This is a genomic window from gamma proteobacterium symbiont of Scutellera amethystina, assembly GCF_059730845.1.
On record NZ_AP035935.1, the window covers coordinates 1,442,494 to 1,457,499 of the forward strand.

Annotated in this window: 9 protein-coding genes; 4 read left to right on the top strand and 5 right to left on the bottom strand. The window is 57.2% G+C overall.

Annotation, left to right across the window (positions count from 1 at the left end):
• Positions 1-26: 26 nt before the first annotated feature.
• The gene (locus AC6I79_RS06595; RefSeq protein ID WP_031280040.1) at positions 27-1,685 is read right to left on the bottom strand and encodes a glucan biosynthesis protein D; all 1,659 of its coding nucleotides are present in this window, start codon (positions 1,683-1,685) and stop codon (positions 27-29) included.
• Between the two features lie 288 nt (positions 1,686-1,973).
• On the opposite strand from AC6I79_RS06595, the gene elaB reads away from it, so the two are divergent.
• Together elaB and AC6I79_RS06605 are read left to right on the top strand one after the other, a co-directional pair.
• Positions 1,974-2,282, top strand: a complete 309-nt coding sequence (gene elaB, locus AC6I79_RS06600; protein ID WP_021509227.1) for a stress response protein ElaB — start codon at positions 1,974-1,976, stop codon at positions 2,280-2,282.
• 153 nt (positions 2,283-2,435) lie between these two features.
• Positions 2,436-3,632, top strand: coding sequence for a nicotinamide mononucleotide deamidase-related protein YfaY (locus AC6I79_RS06605; RefSeq protein WP_132465030.1), 1,197 nt, complete (start codon positions 2,436-2,438; stop codon positions 3,630-3,632).
• A gap of 394 nt (positions 3,633-4,026) precedes the next feature.
• Here the strand turns inward: AC6I79_RS06605 and yfaE are convergent, their stop codons facing one another.
• The 4 genes from yfaE to ubiG all read right to left on the bottom strand — a co-directional run bounded on the left by yfaE (position 4,027) and on the right by ubiG (position 9,133).
• Positions 4,027-4,287: a class I ribonucleotide reductase maintenance protein YfaE gene (gene yfaE / locus AC6I79_RS06610; protein WP_021509229.1), complete on the bottom strand. Its 261-nt coding sequence runs from the start codon at positions 4,285-4,287 to the stop codon at positions 4,027-4,029.
• A gap of 2 nt (positions 4,288-4,289) precedes the next feature.
• Positions 4,290-5,420, bottom strand: coding sequence for a class Ia ribonucleoside-diphosphate reductase subunit beta (gene nrdB / locus AC6I79_RS06615; protein ID WP_021509230.1), 1,131 nt, complete (start codon positions 5,418-5,420; stop codon positions 4,290-4,292).
• 74 nt (positions 5,421-5,494) lie between these two features.
• Positions 5,495-7,780, bottom strand: coding sequence for a class 1a ribonucleoside-diphosphate reductase subunit alpha (nrdA, locus tag AC6I79_RS06620; RefSeq protein WP_021509231.1), 2,286 nt, complete (start codon positions 7,778-7,780; stop codon positions 5,495-5,497).
• A 627-nt stretch (positions 7,781-8,407) separates the two neighbouring features.
• Positions 8,408-9,133 (bottom strand): bifunctional 2-polyprenyl-6-hydroxyphenol methylase/3-demethylubiquinol 3-O-methyltransferase UbiG, encoded by a 726-nt coding sequence (ubiG, locus tag AC6I79_RS06625; protein ID WP_021509232.1) that lies wholly within the window; start codon positions 9,131-9,133, stop codon positions 8,408-8,410.
• Positions 9,134-9,309: 176 nt separating this feature from the next.
• Here ubiG and gyrA point away from each other — a divergent pair, with 176 nt between their 5' ends.
• Together gyrA and rcsC are read left to right on the top strand one after the other, a co-directional pair.
• Positions 9,310-11,949, top strand: a complete 2,640-nt coding sequence (gene gyrA, locus AC6I79_RS06630) for a DNA topoisomerase (ATP-hydrolyzing) subunit A (protein WP_021509233.1) — start codon at positions 9,310-9,312, stop codon at positions 11,947-11,949.
• 167 nt (positions 11,950-12,116) lie between these two features.
• A complete protein-coding gene (gene rcsC / locus AC6I79_RS06635) occupies positions 12,117-14,969 on the top strand; it encodes a two-component system sensor histidine kinase RcsC (protein WP_159378546.1) in 2,853 nt (950 codons plus the stop codon).
• The last annotated feature ends 37 nt before the right edge of the window (positions 14,970-15,006 follow it).

Below are 15,006 nucleotides of genomic sequence, written 5' to 3' on the forward strand. Positions count from 1 at the left end.
GCGAGGTGTTGGCCTCGCCGTGCAGGTTAGCCCGGCGTCATCTGCCGGTCGTCGGTGTACTTGCGCTGATCGGGCGGTGGCGGGAAGTACTGATACAGCCAGGTTTCGCTCAGCGTCTCATCTTTGGTGCGCAGGAACAGGCGCATATCCACCGGTTTGGTTGAGTCGCTGTTCGGATACCAGTCAAACAGGATACGGTAACCTTTCAGCGGTTCGACGTAGAGAATCTCTACCTGTTTGAAGGTGCCGGACGACACGGTGATTACCGGTTCGATGCCTTTCGGCGCGGCCGCCTGCAGGTCGCCGCCAATGAAATCGATAGCAAAGCGGCGGCACCACTGGTCCGGGAAATGTTCGCCCGGTGCCCAGCCTTCCGGGAAGCCACCAATACCGGTGCGCGTGGCATCAACACGGGCCAGACCACTGCGGACTGGCGGCAGCTGGCTCCAGTAGAGTTTGTACTGGAAATTAAATTCGCTGCCAGCCTTGACCGGCTCGGCCGGCTGCCAGAAGCACACGATGTTATCCAGCGTTTCCCCGGTCGTCGGGATCTCCATCAGGTTGATGGCGCCTTTACCCCATTTACCGATCGGCTCAACCCACAGGCTGGGGCGTTTGTCATACCAGCCAATCACGTCCTGATAATCTTTGAAATCATGATTCAGCTGCAGCAGACCGAAGCCGCGTGGGTTTTCATCCTGATAGGCATTAAACTGCAGGCGCTGCGGGTTATTCAGCGGACGGGCAATCCACTCGCCGCTGCCGCTCCACATCGCCAGGCGATCGGAGTCATGAATCTGCGGATGATAGGTATTGCACATGCGGCGTTCGTTGGTGCCGCAGCTGAACATGCTGGTCATTGGCGCAATACCGAGCTGACGAATCTCGTTGCGCGCAAACAGGTGGTTTTCCACCTCCATCACCACGCGTTTTTCTTCGCAGTGGATGGTGAATTTGTAGGCACCGGTGACGCTGGCCCCGTCCAGCAGTGCATACACCACAAAGGTGGTGTCTTCAGCTTTGGGTGTTTCGAACCAGAAGGCGGTGAAGTCGGGAAACTCTTCCTGGCCATTGCTAAAGGTGTTAACCGCGACGCCACGGGCTGACAGGCCATATTGGTAGGTTTCATCTACCGCGCGGAAGTAGCTGGCACCGAGGAAAGAAACGATGTCGCGTCGCGCCAGCTCCGGTTTTTTAAAGGCGCGGAAACCGGCAAAGCCGAGGTCGGTTTTACCCACCAGCTGCTGGGTATCCACGTTGGCGTTGTGATAATTAAACAGTTCCGGACGGAAGTGGATTTCCCGCGCCTCGCGGCTGGCGGCATCCACGGAGAACATGCGAATGCGGCGCTTAAAGCCCATGCCAACGTGGAAGAACTGCACATCCAGCTCGCGGTCGGCGATGTTGTTCCACAGTGAGTGGTTAGCGTCGTACTGAATTTCGTTATACGCCTGCGGTGTCAGATTGGCCAGGGTCGCGGGCAGGGGGCCGGGCGCGCCGCCCCAGGGCTGTTTGGCCAGTGCCGCGGCTTTCTTTTTCAGCACATCGAAATCGAAGCGCACGGCGGTTCCGTCGGCGATGCCATCATCGGCCCAGGCGGACTGCGCAAACAGCGAGGAGAGCCCGGTCATGCCGCTAACGGCAGAGAGGGCCATGGACGCTTTCATAAATTTTCTACGATTCATGCCGGAAATCTTTTCCTTAGCTGCTCGGGTGTATTGAGGCTGTCGCAAGACATTTAGCGTCAGGCTACAGGGGGTTACGACAGTGGCGAAAATAAAAAATTCAGTCCGCTGAAAATTTATCAGATTAATCAAATAAACGAAGCACAATTCCGCGTGCAACGCCCCGGATGACATAACTTTGCGTTCAGCGCGGCAAAAAGCGCAGTCAGCGGATGACGGCGCGGCGCAAAAACGCAATTTATGACTATAGTTAATCGACACCGCATTTAAACATGGAGGATTGTGAACATGTCATCTACCGATCAATTTGAAACCCGTCTTGATGACGATCTGGCGCTGCTGACGGAAACGCTGGAAGAAGTGCTGCGCTCCTCGGGCGATCCGGCGGACCAGAAATATATCGAACTGAAGCAGAAAGCCGAGCAGGCGCTGGAAGACGTGAAGAATCGCGTGAGCCAGGCGTCCGACAGCTATTACTATCGTGCCAAACAGGCAGCGTATCGTGCCGACGATTACGTGCATGAAAAACCGTGGCAGGGCATTGGTATCGGTGCGGCTGCCGGTCTGTTTGTTGGCCTGCTGCTGGCGCGCCGTTAATCCCCGTGGGCGCGATGTCCGTCGCGCCCGATTCCTGCTTTCCCGCTGTTTCCTTTCCGCATCGCGATTAACCCGCCATTTCGCACCGGCGGCGATTGTGTTTCGCCTGCGCGCTCCCTACAGTGAAAGCCACAGGGATAAGGAGAAGAGATCGTGATACGTGTCGAAATGCTCTCAACGGGCGATGAAGTGTTACATGGGCAGATTGTCGATACCAACGCCGCGTGGCTGGCCGATGTGCTGTTTCAGCACGGCCTGCCGATGACCAGTCGCAGTACGGTCGGCGATGCGATGAGCTCGCTGGTTGAAGCGCTACAGAGCCGCAGTCAGATTGCCGATGTGCTGATCGTGAACGGCGGTCTCGGGCCGACCAGCGACGATCTCAGCGCGCAGGCAGCGGCCACCGCCAGCGGCAGCGAACTGGTGCTGCAGCAGGCGTGGCTGGAGAAGATGGAAGCCTGGTTTGCCAGCCGCGGGCGGCTCATGGCACCCAGTAATCGCAAGCAGGCGGAGATTCCGGCCAATGCCGAGTTGATCGATAACCCGGTCGGCACCGCCTGTGGGTTTGCCCTGCAGCTTAATCGCTGCTGGATATTCTTTACCCCCGGCGTGCCGTCAGAATTCAAAGTGATGGTTGAGCAGCAGATTATTCCGCGTCTTAAGGCGCGTTTTACGTTGCCAGAACCCCCACTGTGCCTGCGTCTGACCACCTTTGGCCGCGGCGAGAGCGATATTGCCGCCGAGCTTGAACCGCTGCCGCTGCCGGAAGGCGTCGTGATGGGCTACCGTTCGTCGATGCCCATCATTGAGATCAAACTGACCGGCCCGGCCAGCCAGCGCGTGGCGATGGAGCAGGTGTGGCAGCAGGTTAAGTTACTGCTGGCCGAGTGCACCATTTTTGAAGGCTTTGAAGGGCTGCCGGCCGTGCTGGCGCGGGAACTGCACGATCGCGGCTTCCGCCTTGCTCTGAGCGAACAATACACGGCCGGGTTGCTGCACTGGCAGCTGGCCGCCGCGCAGGTGCCGCTTAGCGCCGCTGAGCTGCTGCCGGCACGTGAGGAGTCGCTGGAAGCGCAGGTTACGCGCACGCGTCAGTTAGCCGCTCAGCAGGGTACAGTGCTGGCCTTGTCGGTTGGCGATCTGCAGGAAGGGGAAGTGTCGATTGCGCTGCATACACCGGAAGCCAGTTGGGGCCAGCGGGTGAAATTTACCCACGGGCGGCACAATCTGGAAACCCGGCAGAAAGTGGTAGCGATGATGGCGATGAATATGCTGCGCCGCTGGCTGCACGGCAGTGAAGTCAGTACCGGTCACGGCTGGATTGATGTCCTGGAGACGGTGAAGAGCTAACGCTTCCCTGGCTTGTGATTGCTGATGCTATGGAATCAGCATCGCTTTGTGTTGGGTGCCGCGTCGTGAGAGGCATAGCCGCTTGCCGCACCGGCATAAACCCTTCCCTGGGGCCTGCCGCCGCGCCATCCATGGCGCGGAGGCTGCTGCAAGCGGCTATGCCTCCCACGCCCTGCTGGATTCGGTGGTCGCTGTTGTCGGGTGCCTGTTACAGCAGCACCAGAATTGGAAGGGAAGAGGGGGAAGCTGGGCTTAGCCGGACGTCACGCGGCAGGGATGCCGCGTGTCGAGGCCCGCAGGGAGCGGGTTTTGCCGTTCCGGCGTGCTCAGTTCCCCCTCTGACCATGCGGGATCTTAACGCGATAAAAGGGAATTCAGTAGTACGGCCGGCAGGTTACAGCTCGATCTCAATCTCCCCTCTGGCCTTACAACAGCAGGGCAGAATCTCGCCCTGCTGAATAAACGCCAGTGGGGTTTCCGCATAATCCACTTCGCCTTTCAGCAGACGCATGCGGCAGGAGCCGCAGTAGCCTTCGCGACACTGAAACTCGACGCACACATTGTGTGCTTCCAGCGTCGTCAGCAGATTAGGGTGTTCGTCTGCGCACTCCAGCCGGGAGCCGGAGCTGCGCAGGATTACCACGGAACGGCTCATGCTTACAGCTGGAAATCGTTGAAGTCGTCTTCGCCCACTTCGGAGTCGATCTGACCCACCAGATAGGAGCTCACTTCAACTTCCTGCGGCGCCACCTGCACGTTATCTGACACCAGCCACGAGTTAATCCATGGAATCGGGTTAGAACGCGTCTGGAACGGCAGATCAAGGCCCACCGCCTGCATGCGGATATTGGTGATGTACTCAATGTACTGGCACAGAATGTCCTTGTTCAGACCAATCATTGAGCCGCCGCTGAACAGATACTCAGCCCACTCTTTTTCCTGCTCGGCCGCTTTCTTAAACAGATCGAAACACTCGTCACGACATTCTGCGGCGATCTCTTTCATTTCAGGGTCGTCTTCACCGGTACGCATCAGGTTCAGCATATGCTGGGTGCCGGTCAGGTGCAGCGCTTCGTCACGGGCGATCAGACGAATGATCTTGGCGTTACCTTCCATCAGTTCGCGCTCGGCAAAGGCGAACGAGCAGGCAAAGCTGACGTAGAAGCGGATTGCTTCCAGCGCGTTAACGCTCATCAGACAGATATACAGCTGCTTCTTCAGCGCACGCAGGTTCACGGTCACGCTCTTGCCCGCCACCTGATGCGTGCCTTCACCCAGCAGATGCCAGTAGTTGGTCATCTCGATCAGATCATCGTAATACTTCGAGATATCCTGCGCGCGCGCCAGAATCTGCTCGTTAGTCACGATGTCATCAAATACCAGTGACGGATCGTTGACGATATTACGGATGATGTGGGTGTACGAGCGTGAGTGGATGGTCTCGGAGAACGCCCAGGTTTCTACCCAGGTTTCCAGTTCGGGAATCGAAATCAGCGGCAGCAGCGCTACGTTCGGGCTGCGGCCCTGAATGGAATCCAGCAGCGTCTGATACTTCAGGTTACTGATGAAGATGTGCTTCTCGTGCTCCGGCAGCGCCTGATAGTCGATGCGATCGCGCGAGACGTCAACCTCTTCCGGACGCCAGAAGAAAGAGAGCTGCTTCTCGATCAGCTTTTCAAAGATGTCGTATTTCTGCTGGTCGAAACGGGCAACGTTCACTGACTGGCCGAAGAACATCGGCTCTTTCAGCTGGTCATTTTTGTTCTGTGAGAAAGTAGTGTAAGCCATGACTAAGTCCAAAAGTGAAACGGGCCAGCCGCTGCTGGCCCAGACACGATAAGGCGCCCGCAGGCGCCTTTCGATCAAATTTTACAGGCGCCGCTTTCGCAGCCATCGTCCTGAATAGACGGCGCCAGATCGTCCTGCGCATCCTCGGCACCGTCACGGGTGTTTTGGTAGTACAGGGTCTTCACGCCAAATTTGTACGCGGTCAGCAGATCTTTCAGCAGCTGTTTCATCGGCACTTTGCCATTGGCGAAACGGCCTGGATCATAGTTGGTGTTCGATGAAATCGCCTGATCGATAAACTTCTGCATCACGCCAACCAGCTGCAGATAGCCGTCGTTTGATGGCATCTCCCACAGCAGTTCGTACTGATCTTTCAGACGCTCATACTCCGGTACTACCTGGCGCAGAATCCCGTCTTTCGACGCTTTGATACTGATGTGACCGCGCGGCGGCTCGATACCGTTGGTGGCGTTCGAAATCTGCGAAGAGGTCTCAGACGGCATCAGTGCAGACAGCGTGGAGTTGCGCAGGCCGTGGGTTTTAATCGACTCACGCAGCGCTTCCCAGTCAAGGTGCAGCGGCTCATTACATACGCTGTCGAGATCCTTTTTATAGGTATCGATCGGCAGAATGCCCTGCGAATAAGTGGTCTCTTTAAACCACGGGCAGGCACCTTGCTCTTTCGCCAGCTCGTTGGAGGCTTTCAGCAGCCAGTACTGAATGGCTTCAAAGGTTTTGTGCGTCAGGTTGTTGGCGCTGCCGTCAGAGTAGCGCACACCGTGTTTCGCCAGGTAATAGGCGTAGTTGATCACACCAATACCCAGGGTACGACGACCCATCGCACCGCGTTTTGCCGCCGGAATCGGGTAGTCCTGGTAATCGAGCAGGGCATCCAGCGCACGTACTGCCAGCGTCGCCAGCTCTTCCAGATCGTCCAGGCTTTCAATCGCACCGAGGTTAAAGGCGGACAGGGTGCACAGCGCGATCTCGCCGCTTTCGTCGTTGACGTCTTCCAGCGGTTTGGTCGGCAGCGCAATTTCCAGGCACAGGTTAGACTGACGCACTGGCGCAATGGCCGGATCGAACGGGCTGTGGGTGTTGCAGTGGTCAACGTTCTGCACGTAGATACGGCCGGTTGAAGCACGTTCCTGCATCATCAGCGAGAACAGGTCGACGGCTTTCACGCGCTGCTTGCGGATGCTGTCGTCCTTCTCATATTTGGTATACAGACGCTCAAACTCATCCTGATCGGCGAAGAACGCGTCATACAGGCCTGGCACGTCGGACGGGCTGAACAGGGTGATGTCTTCGCCTTTCAGCAGGCGGGTGTACATCAGCTTGTTGATCTGCACGCCGTAATCCATATGACGCACGCGGTTGCCTTCAACACCGCGGTTGTTTTTCAACACCAGCAGGCTTTCCACTTCCAGATGCCACATCGGGTAGAACAGCGTTGCCGCACCGCCGCGCACGCCGCCCTGCGAGCAGGATTTTACCGCCGTCTGGAAGTGCTTATAGAACGGGATACAGCCGGTGTGGAACGCTTCACCGCCGCGGATCGGGCTGCCGAGCGCACGAATGCGACCCGCGTTGATGCCGATGCCGGCACGCTGTGAAACATATTTCACGATAGCGCTGGAGGTGGCGTTGATGGAATCCAGGCTGTCGCCGCACTCGATCAGTACGCAGGAGCTGAACTGACGGGTCGGGGTGCGCACGCCGGACATGATAGGCGTAGGCAGCGAGATCTTGAACGTGGAGATCGCATCGTAGAAACGCTTGATGTAATCCATACGCGTATCGCGCGGATAGCCGGAGAACAGGCAGGCGGCGACCAGAATATACAGGAACTGGGCGCTCTCGTAGATTTCACCGCTGACGCGGTTCTGCACCAGATATTTGCCTTCCAGCTGCTTCACCGCCGCGTAGGAGAAGTTCATGTCGCGCCAGTGGTCGATGAAGCCGTCCATCTGCTCAAACTCTTCGGTGCTGTAGTCTTCCAGCAGATGGCGATCGTATTTGCCCATCTCGACCATTTTCACTACCTGGTCGTACAGCTTCGGTGGCTCAAACTGACCGTACGCTTTTTTACGCAGGTGGAAGATCGCCAGACGCGCGGCCAGGTACTGGTAATCAGGCGCGTCACGGGAGATCAAATCGGCAGCCGCTTTGATGATGGTCTCGTGAATGTCCGAGGTTTTGATGCCATCGTAAAACTGGATGTGCGAACGCAACTCAACCTGCGAGACGGAGACATTGTTCAGCCCTTCAGCTGCCCAGTCCAGCACCCGGTGAATCTTATCGAGGTCGATGCGCTCCTGGCGGCCATCGCGTTTCGTAACGAGCAGACTTTGGTTCATGTCGCGTGTTTACCTGTCCATGAAATACAAAATTATCCCCCGTCTATTCACAGGCGGCTCATTGTGAGTAAGCCTGTGGATAAACACTATATATAGGGGGTGCGGAAAGTTTGAACAACAATATGGTGAGTATTCTAGTCAGCAATCGGATCATCACAAGAGTTGATTTTCACAAAATTTTACGCCCTGGGGGGTGGGGAAAATCCTGGATCCCCACGCCACAAGGCTTGCACCTGGTGTCAACGGATAACAGGTTTTTTTTCAATTTTTGATCGAGCGCGTGTTTATTGCTCAACCGCTGCGATTCGGGAAATTTCCCAGGCGAAAAAAGCCCGCGCCGCTCCGTCAGCAGCGAACTTATCTGCGTTTGCTTATGAATTTTTTATGACCTTTTCACCTTACAAAAAGCGCATCGCAGCGTCTAAAAGGAAATTGATCTGGATAGGGCCAGCGCGTGATAAACCGGGTGCGGTCGGAAGTGAAAGGAGGACTGGCAGTTTGTAGAGCGTTATGCCGTTCAGTTGGGTAAATTGCTGGTCGTAGATTCCATAGCGGCGCGATTTTTCGCGTAATACATCGCGCCGCTACAACAGCGCTGCCCACGGGCGGGCAGGCGAAACAGGTCGTTTACGCCTGACGGTGGGTATGCACCATATAATTGACGTCCACCCCACGGCCAAGGCGGAACTGGTTGGTCAGCGGATTGTAGTGCAGGCCAGTCATATTGCGTTCACGCAGGGCGGTCTCGTCCACCCAGTTCAGCAACTCGGCGGGACGAATAAATTTTTTCACGTCATGGGTACCGCGCGGCACCATGCGCAGCACGTATTCAGCACCAAACACTGCCAGCAGCCAGGCTTTAGGGTTACGGTTGATGGTGGAGAAAAACACCTCGCCGCCCGGTTTCACCAGCTGCGCGCAGGCCAGCACCACGGAACGCGGATCCGGCACGTGTTCCAGCATCTCCATACAGGTCACCACGTCGTACTGACCGGCATGGCTGGCCGCATGGGCTTCAACCGTCTGCTGCACGTAATTGACGCTCACGCCGCTCTCCAGCGCGTGCAGGCGCGCGATCTCCAGCGGCTCGGCGCCCATATCCAGACCGGTGACCTCCGCCCCTTCACGCGCCATGCTCTCGGCGAGAATGCCGCCGCCGCAGCCGACATCCAGCACTTTCTTACCGAACAGCCCATGGCTGTGCTGGGCAATCCAGCCAAGACGCAGGGGATTAATGCGGTGCAACGGCTTAAATTCACCCTCTAAATCCCACCAGCGAGATGCAACCGCCTCAAACTTGGCAATTTCGGCGTGGTCAACGTTCTGGCGGCTTTCCTGCGGTTGTTCATTCATTGAATCATGACTCCTGACAAAATATGCCACCAGTATAAACGTATAAACCCTGCGAGGCATCTCTCAGCGCAAAGGAAAAGCGCCACAAAACCCTGCTTTACGTTCACCGCACGCAAGCGATGTGATATACTTTCGCACCTTTAAAATCCGGGATTATGTAGAGGGATAGCGGCTCCATGAGCGACCTTGCGAGAGAAATTACACCGGTCAATATCGAAGAAGAGTTGAAAAACTCCTACCTCGATTACGCCATGTCGGTCATCGTTGGCCGAGCCTTACCCGATGTACGTGATGGCCTGAAGCCGGTGCATCGCCGTGTGCTTTTTGCCATGAGCGAACTGGGTAACGACTGGAACAAACCCTATAAAAAATCTGCCCGTGTGGTCGGTGACGTTATCGGTAAATATCACCCACACGGTGACTCCGCTGTGTACGAAAGTATCGTGCGCATGGCCCAGCCGTTCTCCCTGCGCTACATGCTGGTCGACGGTCAGGGTAACTTCGGTTCGGTCGACGGCGACTCCGCCGCAGCGATGCGTTATACCGAAGTGCGCATGGCGAAGATCTCCTCTGAACTGCTGGCTGACCTGGAAAAAGAGACGGTCGACTTTGTGCCGAACTATGACGGCACCGAGCAGATCCCAGAAGTCCTGCCGACCAAAATTCCTAACCTGCTGATCAACGGCTCCTCCGGTATTGCCGTCGGCATGGCGACCAACATTCCGCCTCACAACCTGACGGAAGTGATCAACGGCTGCCTGGCGTTCATCGAAGATGAAAACATCAGCGTCGAAGGGCTGATGGAGCACATTACCGGGCCGGATTTCCCGACCGCCGCCTTTATCAACGGTCGTCGTGGCATTGAAGAAGCCTACCGCACCGGGCGTGGTAAAATTTACATCCGCGCGCGCGGCGAGATCGAAACCGACGCCAAAACCGGTCGTGAAACCATCATCGTCAATGAAATCCCGTATCAGGTGAACAAAGCGCGCCTGATCGAGAAAATTGCCGAGCTGGTGAAAGAGAAGCGCGTTGAGGGCATCAGCGGCCTGCGTGACGAATCTGACAAAGACGGCATGCGTATCGTCATTGAAGTGAAACGCGATGCGGTCGGCGAAGTGGTGCTCAACAACCTCTACTCTCTGACGCAGCTGCAGGTCTCTTTCGGCATCAACATGGTTGCCCTGCATCAGGGCCAGCCGAAGATCATGACGCTGAAGGAGATCATTGAAGCCTTCGTTCGCCACCGCCGTGAAGTGGTGACGCGTCGTACCATCTTCGAACTGCGTAAAGCGCGCGATCGTGCGCACATCCTTGAAGGTCTGGCGATTGCGCTGGCCAACATCGATCCGATTATTGAGCTGATTCGTCGGGCTCCGACGCCAGCCGAAGCGAAAAGCGGCCTGCTGGCGCAGTCGTGGGATCTCGGCAACGTCGCCGCCATGCTGGAACGTGCCGGTGACGACGCCGCGCGTCCGGAGTGGCTGGAAGCGGAGTTTGGTATTCGCGACGGTCGCTACTACCTGACCGAGCAGCAGGCACAGGCCATTCTTGATCTGCGTCTGCAGAAACTGACCGGACTTGAGCATGAAAAACTGCTCGACGAGTACAAAGAGCTGCTGGACCAGATCGCCGAACTGATTCATATCCTGCAGAGTGCCGAGCGCCTGATGGAAGTGATCCGTGAAGAGCTGGTGGCGATGCGCGATCAGTTTGGTGATGCGCGCCGCACGGAAATCACCGCTAACAGCGCTGACATCAACATCGAAGACCTGATCAACCAGGAAGATGTGGTGGTCACCCTGTCGCATCAGGGCTACGTCAAATACCAGCCGCTGTCAGACTATGAAGCCCAGCGTCGCGGCGGTAAGGGCAAATCGGCGGCGCGCATTAAAGAAGAAGACTTTATTGATCGTCTGCTGGTGGCCAACACCCACGACACCATTCTGTGCTTCTCCAGCCGTGGCCGCCTCTACTGGATGAAGGTCTATCAGCTGCCGGAAGCCAGCCGTGGCGCGCGCGGTCGTCCAATCGTCAACCTGCTGCCGCTGGAAGCCAACGAGCGTATCACCGCGATTCTGCCAGTGCGTGAATACACCGAAGGCTTCAACATCTTCATGGCGACCGCAGACGGTACCGTGAAGAAAACTGCGCTGCAGGAGTTCAGCCGTCCGCGCAGTGCCGGCATCATTGCCATCAACCTGCGTGAAGACGATGAGCTGATTGGCGTGGCGCTGACCAACGGTAACGACGAAGCGATGCTGTTCTCTGCCGCCGGTAAAGTGGTGCGCTTTGCGGAGAGTGCGGTGCGCGCCATGGGCCGTTCGGCTTCGGGCGTGCGCGGCATCAGACTGGCCGAAGGCGACAAAGTGGTGTCGCTGATTGTGCCACGTGAAGAGGGCGCGATTCTCACCGTAACGCAGAACGGCTACGGCAAGCGTACTGCCAACAGTGAGTATCCAACCAAATCGCGCGCCACGCAGGGCGTGATCTCGATTAAAGTCACCGAGCGTAACGGGCCAGTGGTTGGCGCGGTACAGGTGGTGGACAGCGATCAGATCATGATGATCACCGATGCCGGTACGCTGGTGCGTACCCGCGTGTCGGAAGTCAGCGTGGTGGGCCGTAATACGCAGGGCGTGATCCTGATTCGTACCGCGGAAGATGAAAACGTGGTCGGTCTGCAGCGCGTCGCTGAACCGGTGGAAGAGGAAGAACTCGACGCCATCGACGGCAGCGTGGCAGAAGGCGAAGACGATATCGCGCCGGAAGTCGACAGCGACGACGACGCACCGGAAACAGACGACGAAGAGTAACCGTTCGTTGTCTGTCACAAGCGGCAGGTCAGGGCAACCGACCTGCCGTTTTTTTTGTCTGACTTTCACTCCCAAAGTCGCGTGCCAACTGGCTTTTTCGCCCTGATAAAGCTAGTGTATGAGAACTTTTCAACGTCCCGATAACCCTTGCCGCCAGTGAGTCTCTTTTGAAATATCTCGTCTCCTTTCGCACCACGCTTCGCATCTCGCGCTACCTGTTTCGTGCGCTGGCACTGCTGCTCTGGTCGCTGGGTGCACTGTTGACCACTTTCTACATCATCAATGTGCTGCACGAGAAAGAGAACGCGGTGCGCCAGGAGTTTGCCACCAATTATGGTCAGGCCGAATGGTATGTGCGCCACTCCGCGGATGTGATGCGCGAGCTCAAATACATCACTGAGAATCGCCTGAGCAGCAGCGTCAACGGGCTGGATATGCTCAACGGCATGCCGGGCGGCAAAAGCACGCTGCCGCAGTTTACGCCGCTGTTTACCGACGGCGACTGCACGTCAATGAGCAACACCTGGCGTAACTCGCTCGATTCACTGAGCTATTTCATTAACTACTGGAAAAGCAATTTTGCCTCAGCCTATGAACTCAATCGGGTGTTCTTTATCGGCGGCGAAAATCAGTGCCTGGCAGACTTCACCATCGGTAACAATAATCCGGTCGATCGCGAACGCAGCCTGAAGGCGCTGCGCGAAAACGTGCTGCACTACCGCAGCGGCAACGAGGAAGAGCGGCGTAATCCAATGTACTGGATTACCAACAGCAGCCAGTCAGGCATCGGCAACTTCTACATGGTGGTGCCGGTCTACGTCGCCAACAAACTGCAGGCGCTGCTCGGCGTGGAGCAGAACATTCGCCTGGATGAATTTATTCAGCCCGGCGGGCTGCCGCTGGTGGCCACCATCACCGACGAAAACTATCGTCCGCTGATCAGCTCACGACGCGGCGGACCCGGTTATTCGCTGGACGATCTGCCGGATAACAGCACCTGGTTTGGTTATCTTGACGGCTATCGTCAGCTGGTGCTGAAAAAGCCGCTGCCGCCGTCCAGCCTCAATGTGGTGTGGTCGCTGTCGACCGATGTGCTGATGGATCAGCTCAAGCTGATGCTGATCAACGCGTTGCTGCTCAATATCCTCAGCGCGCTGATTCTGTTTACCCTGGCATGGGTGTTCGAACGCCGCATGTTCCTGCCGGCGGAAGATAACGCTCACCGACTGGAGGAGCACGAGCAGTTCAACCGCAAGATTGTCGCGTCAGCGCCGGTCGGCATCTGTATTTTGCGTACCAGCGATGGCACCAACATCCTCAGTAATGAACTGGCGCATAACTATCTGACGCTGCTGACGCAGGAAGATCGCCTGCGGCTGAACGAAATCATCGGCGGCCAGCAGGTTAATTTTGTCGATATGCTGACCGGCAGTAACACGAACCTGCAAATCAGCTTTGTGCATTCGCGCTACCGCAACGAGAACGTGGCGATTTGCGTGCTGGTCGACGTCTCGGCGCGCGTGCGCATGGAGCAGTCGCTGCAGGAGATGGCCCACGCCGCCGAGCAGGCCAGCCAGTCCAAGTCGATGTTTCTTGCTACCGTCAGTCACGAACTGCGTACGCCGCTGTACGGCATTATCGGTAACCTCGATCTGCTGCAGACCAAATCGCTGCCGAAAGGCGTGGATTCGCTGGTCACGGCGATGAACAACTCATCCAGCCTGTTGCTGAAAATCATCAGCGATATTCTCGACTTCTCGAAGATCGAGTCCGAGCAGCTGAAGATTGAGCCGCGTCCCTTCTCGCCGCGTGAGGTGGTCAACCATATTGCCAGCAACTATCTGTCGCTGGTGGTGCGCAAGCGCCTGACGCTGTATGTGTTTATCGAGAACGATGTGCCGCTGGCGCTGGATGGCGATCCGCTGCGCCTGCAGCAGGTGATCTCCAACCTCTTGAACAACGCCATCAAATTCACCCACACCGGCTGCATTATCCTGCACGCCTATGTCAAAGAGGGGTATCTGGCGTTTCGCGTGCGCGACACCGGCGTGGGAATCCCGGCAAAAGAGATCACGCGCCTGTTCGACCCGTTCTTCCAGGTCGGCTCCGGCGTGCAGCGTAATTTCCAGGGCACCGGGCTGGGACTGGCGATCTGTGAAAAGCTCATCAACATGATGGATGGCGACATCGAAGTCGACTCTGAACCGGGCATGGGCAGCCAGTTCGTGGTGCGTATTCCGATCTACGCCGGACAGCAACCCGCGCCGCCGCTGCTGGATGGTCTGCAGGAAAAAGCCATCTGGCTCGACCTGCGCAACGACTATCTGGCAGCCTTCCTGCTGCGTCTGCTTCAGCAGCAGGGCATCCAGGTTGCGCACTATCAGGGGCGGGCTGGGGCGGACGATGTGATGATCTGCGATCACCACGACGCGCCAGCGCAGACGGTACGCGCGCACATCCGTATCTGCGGTGAACACATTGATATGCCGCAGGAAACGACGCCGGGACAGTGGGTGCACAGCAGCGCGACGCTGCACGATCTGCCGCTGCTGCTGGGCCGGATTTATCGCATTGCCATCGACAGCGAAACGGCGACCACGCTGGAACTGCCGGTGCCGCAGCAGGCCTCCAGCTATGAAGACATCATGGTGCTGATCGTTGATGACCATCCGATTAACCGGATGCTGCTGTCTGAACAGCTCGGCACGCTGGGCTATCAGACCAAAACGGCGCAGGACGGCGTGGATGCGCTCAACGTGCTCAGCCGTAACCATATCGATATCGTGCTGAGCGACGTTAACATGCCAAACATGGACGGCTACCGGCTGACGCAGCGTCTGCGCCAGCTGGGGCATGCCTTCCCGGTGATTGGAGTGACCGCTAACGCACTGGCGGAAGAGAAGCAGCGCTGTATGGATGCCGGCATGGATAACTGCCTGTCAAAACCGGTGACGCTGGATGTGCTGAAAACCACGCTGGCGCTGTATGCCGAACGTGTTCGCAAAAGCCGGGAAGGATAAGCAGGGCAGAGGAGAGGCGGTGCCGAAGCACCGCCGC

What these genes read in the sequence shown, in the direction of transcription:
- AC6I79_RS06595 (WP_031280040.1), bottom strand. Translation starts at nt 1,685, where the DNA reads ATGAATCGTAGAAAATTTATGAAAGCGTCCATGGCCCTCTCTGCCGTT.
- elaB (WP_021509227.1), top strand. Translation starts at nt 1,974, where the DNA reads ATGTCATCTACCGATCAATTTGAAACCCGTCTTGATGACGATCTGGCG.
- yfaE (WP_021509229.1), bottom strand. Translation starts at nt 4,287, where the DNA reads ATGAGCCGTTCCGTGGTAATCCTGCGCAGCTCCGGCTCCCGGCTGGAG.
- nrdB (WP_021509230.1), bottom strand. Translation starts at nt 5,420, where the DNA reads ATGGCTTACACTACTTTCTCACAGAACAAAAATGACCAGCTGAAAGAG.
- nrdA (WP_021509231.1), bottom strand. Translation starts at nt 7,780, where the DNA reads ATGAACCAAAGTCTGCTCGTTACGAAACGCGATGGCCGCCAGGAGCGC.
- ubiG (WP_021509232.1), bottom strand. Translation starts at nt 9,133, where the DNA reads ATGAATGAACAACCGCAGGAAAGCCGCCAGAACGTTGACCACGCCGAA.
- gyrA (WP_021509233.1), top strand. Translation starts at nt 9,310, where the DNA reads ATGAGCGACCTTGCGAGAGAAATTACACCGGTCAATATCGAAGAAGAG.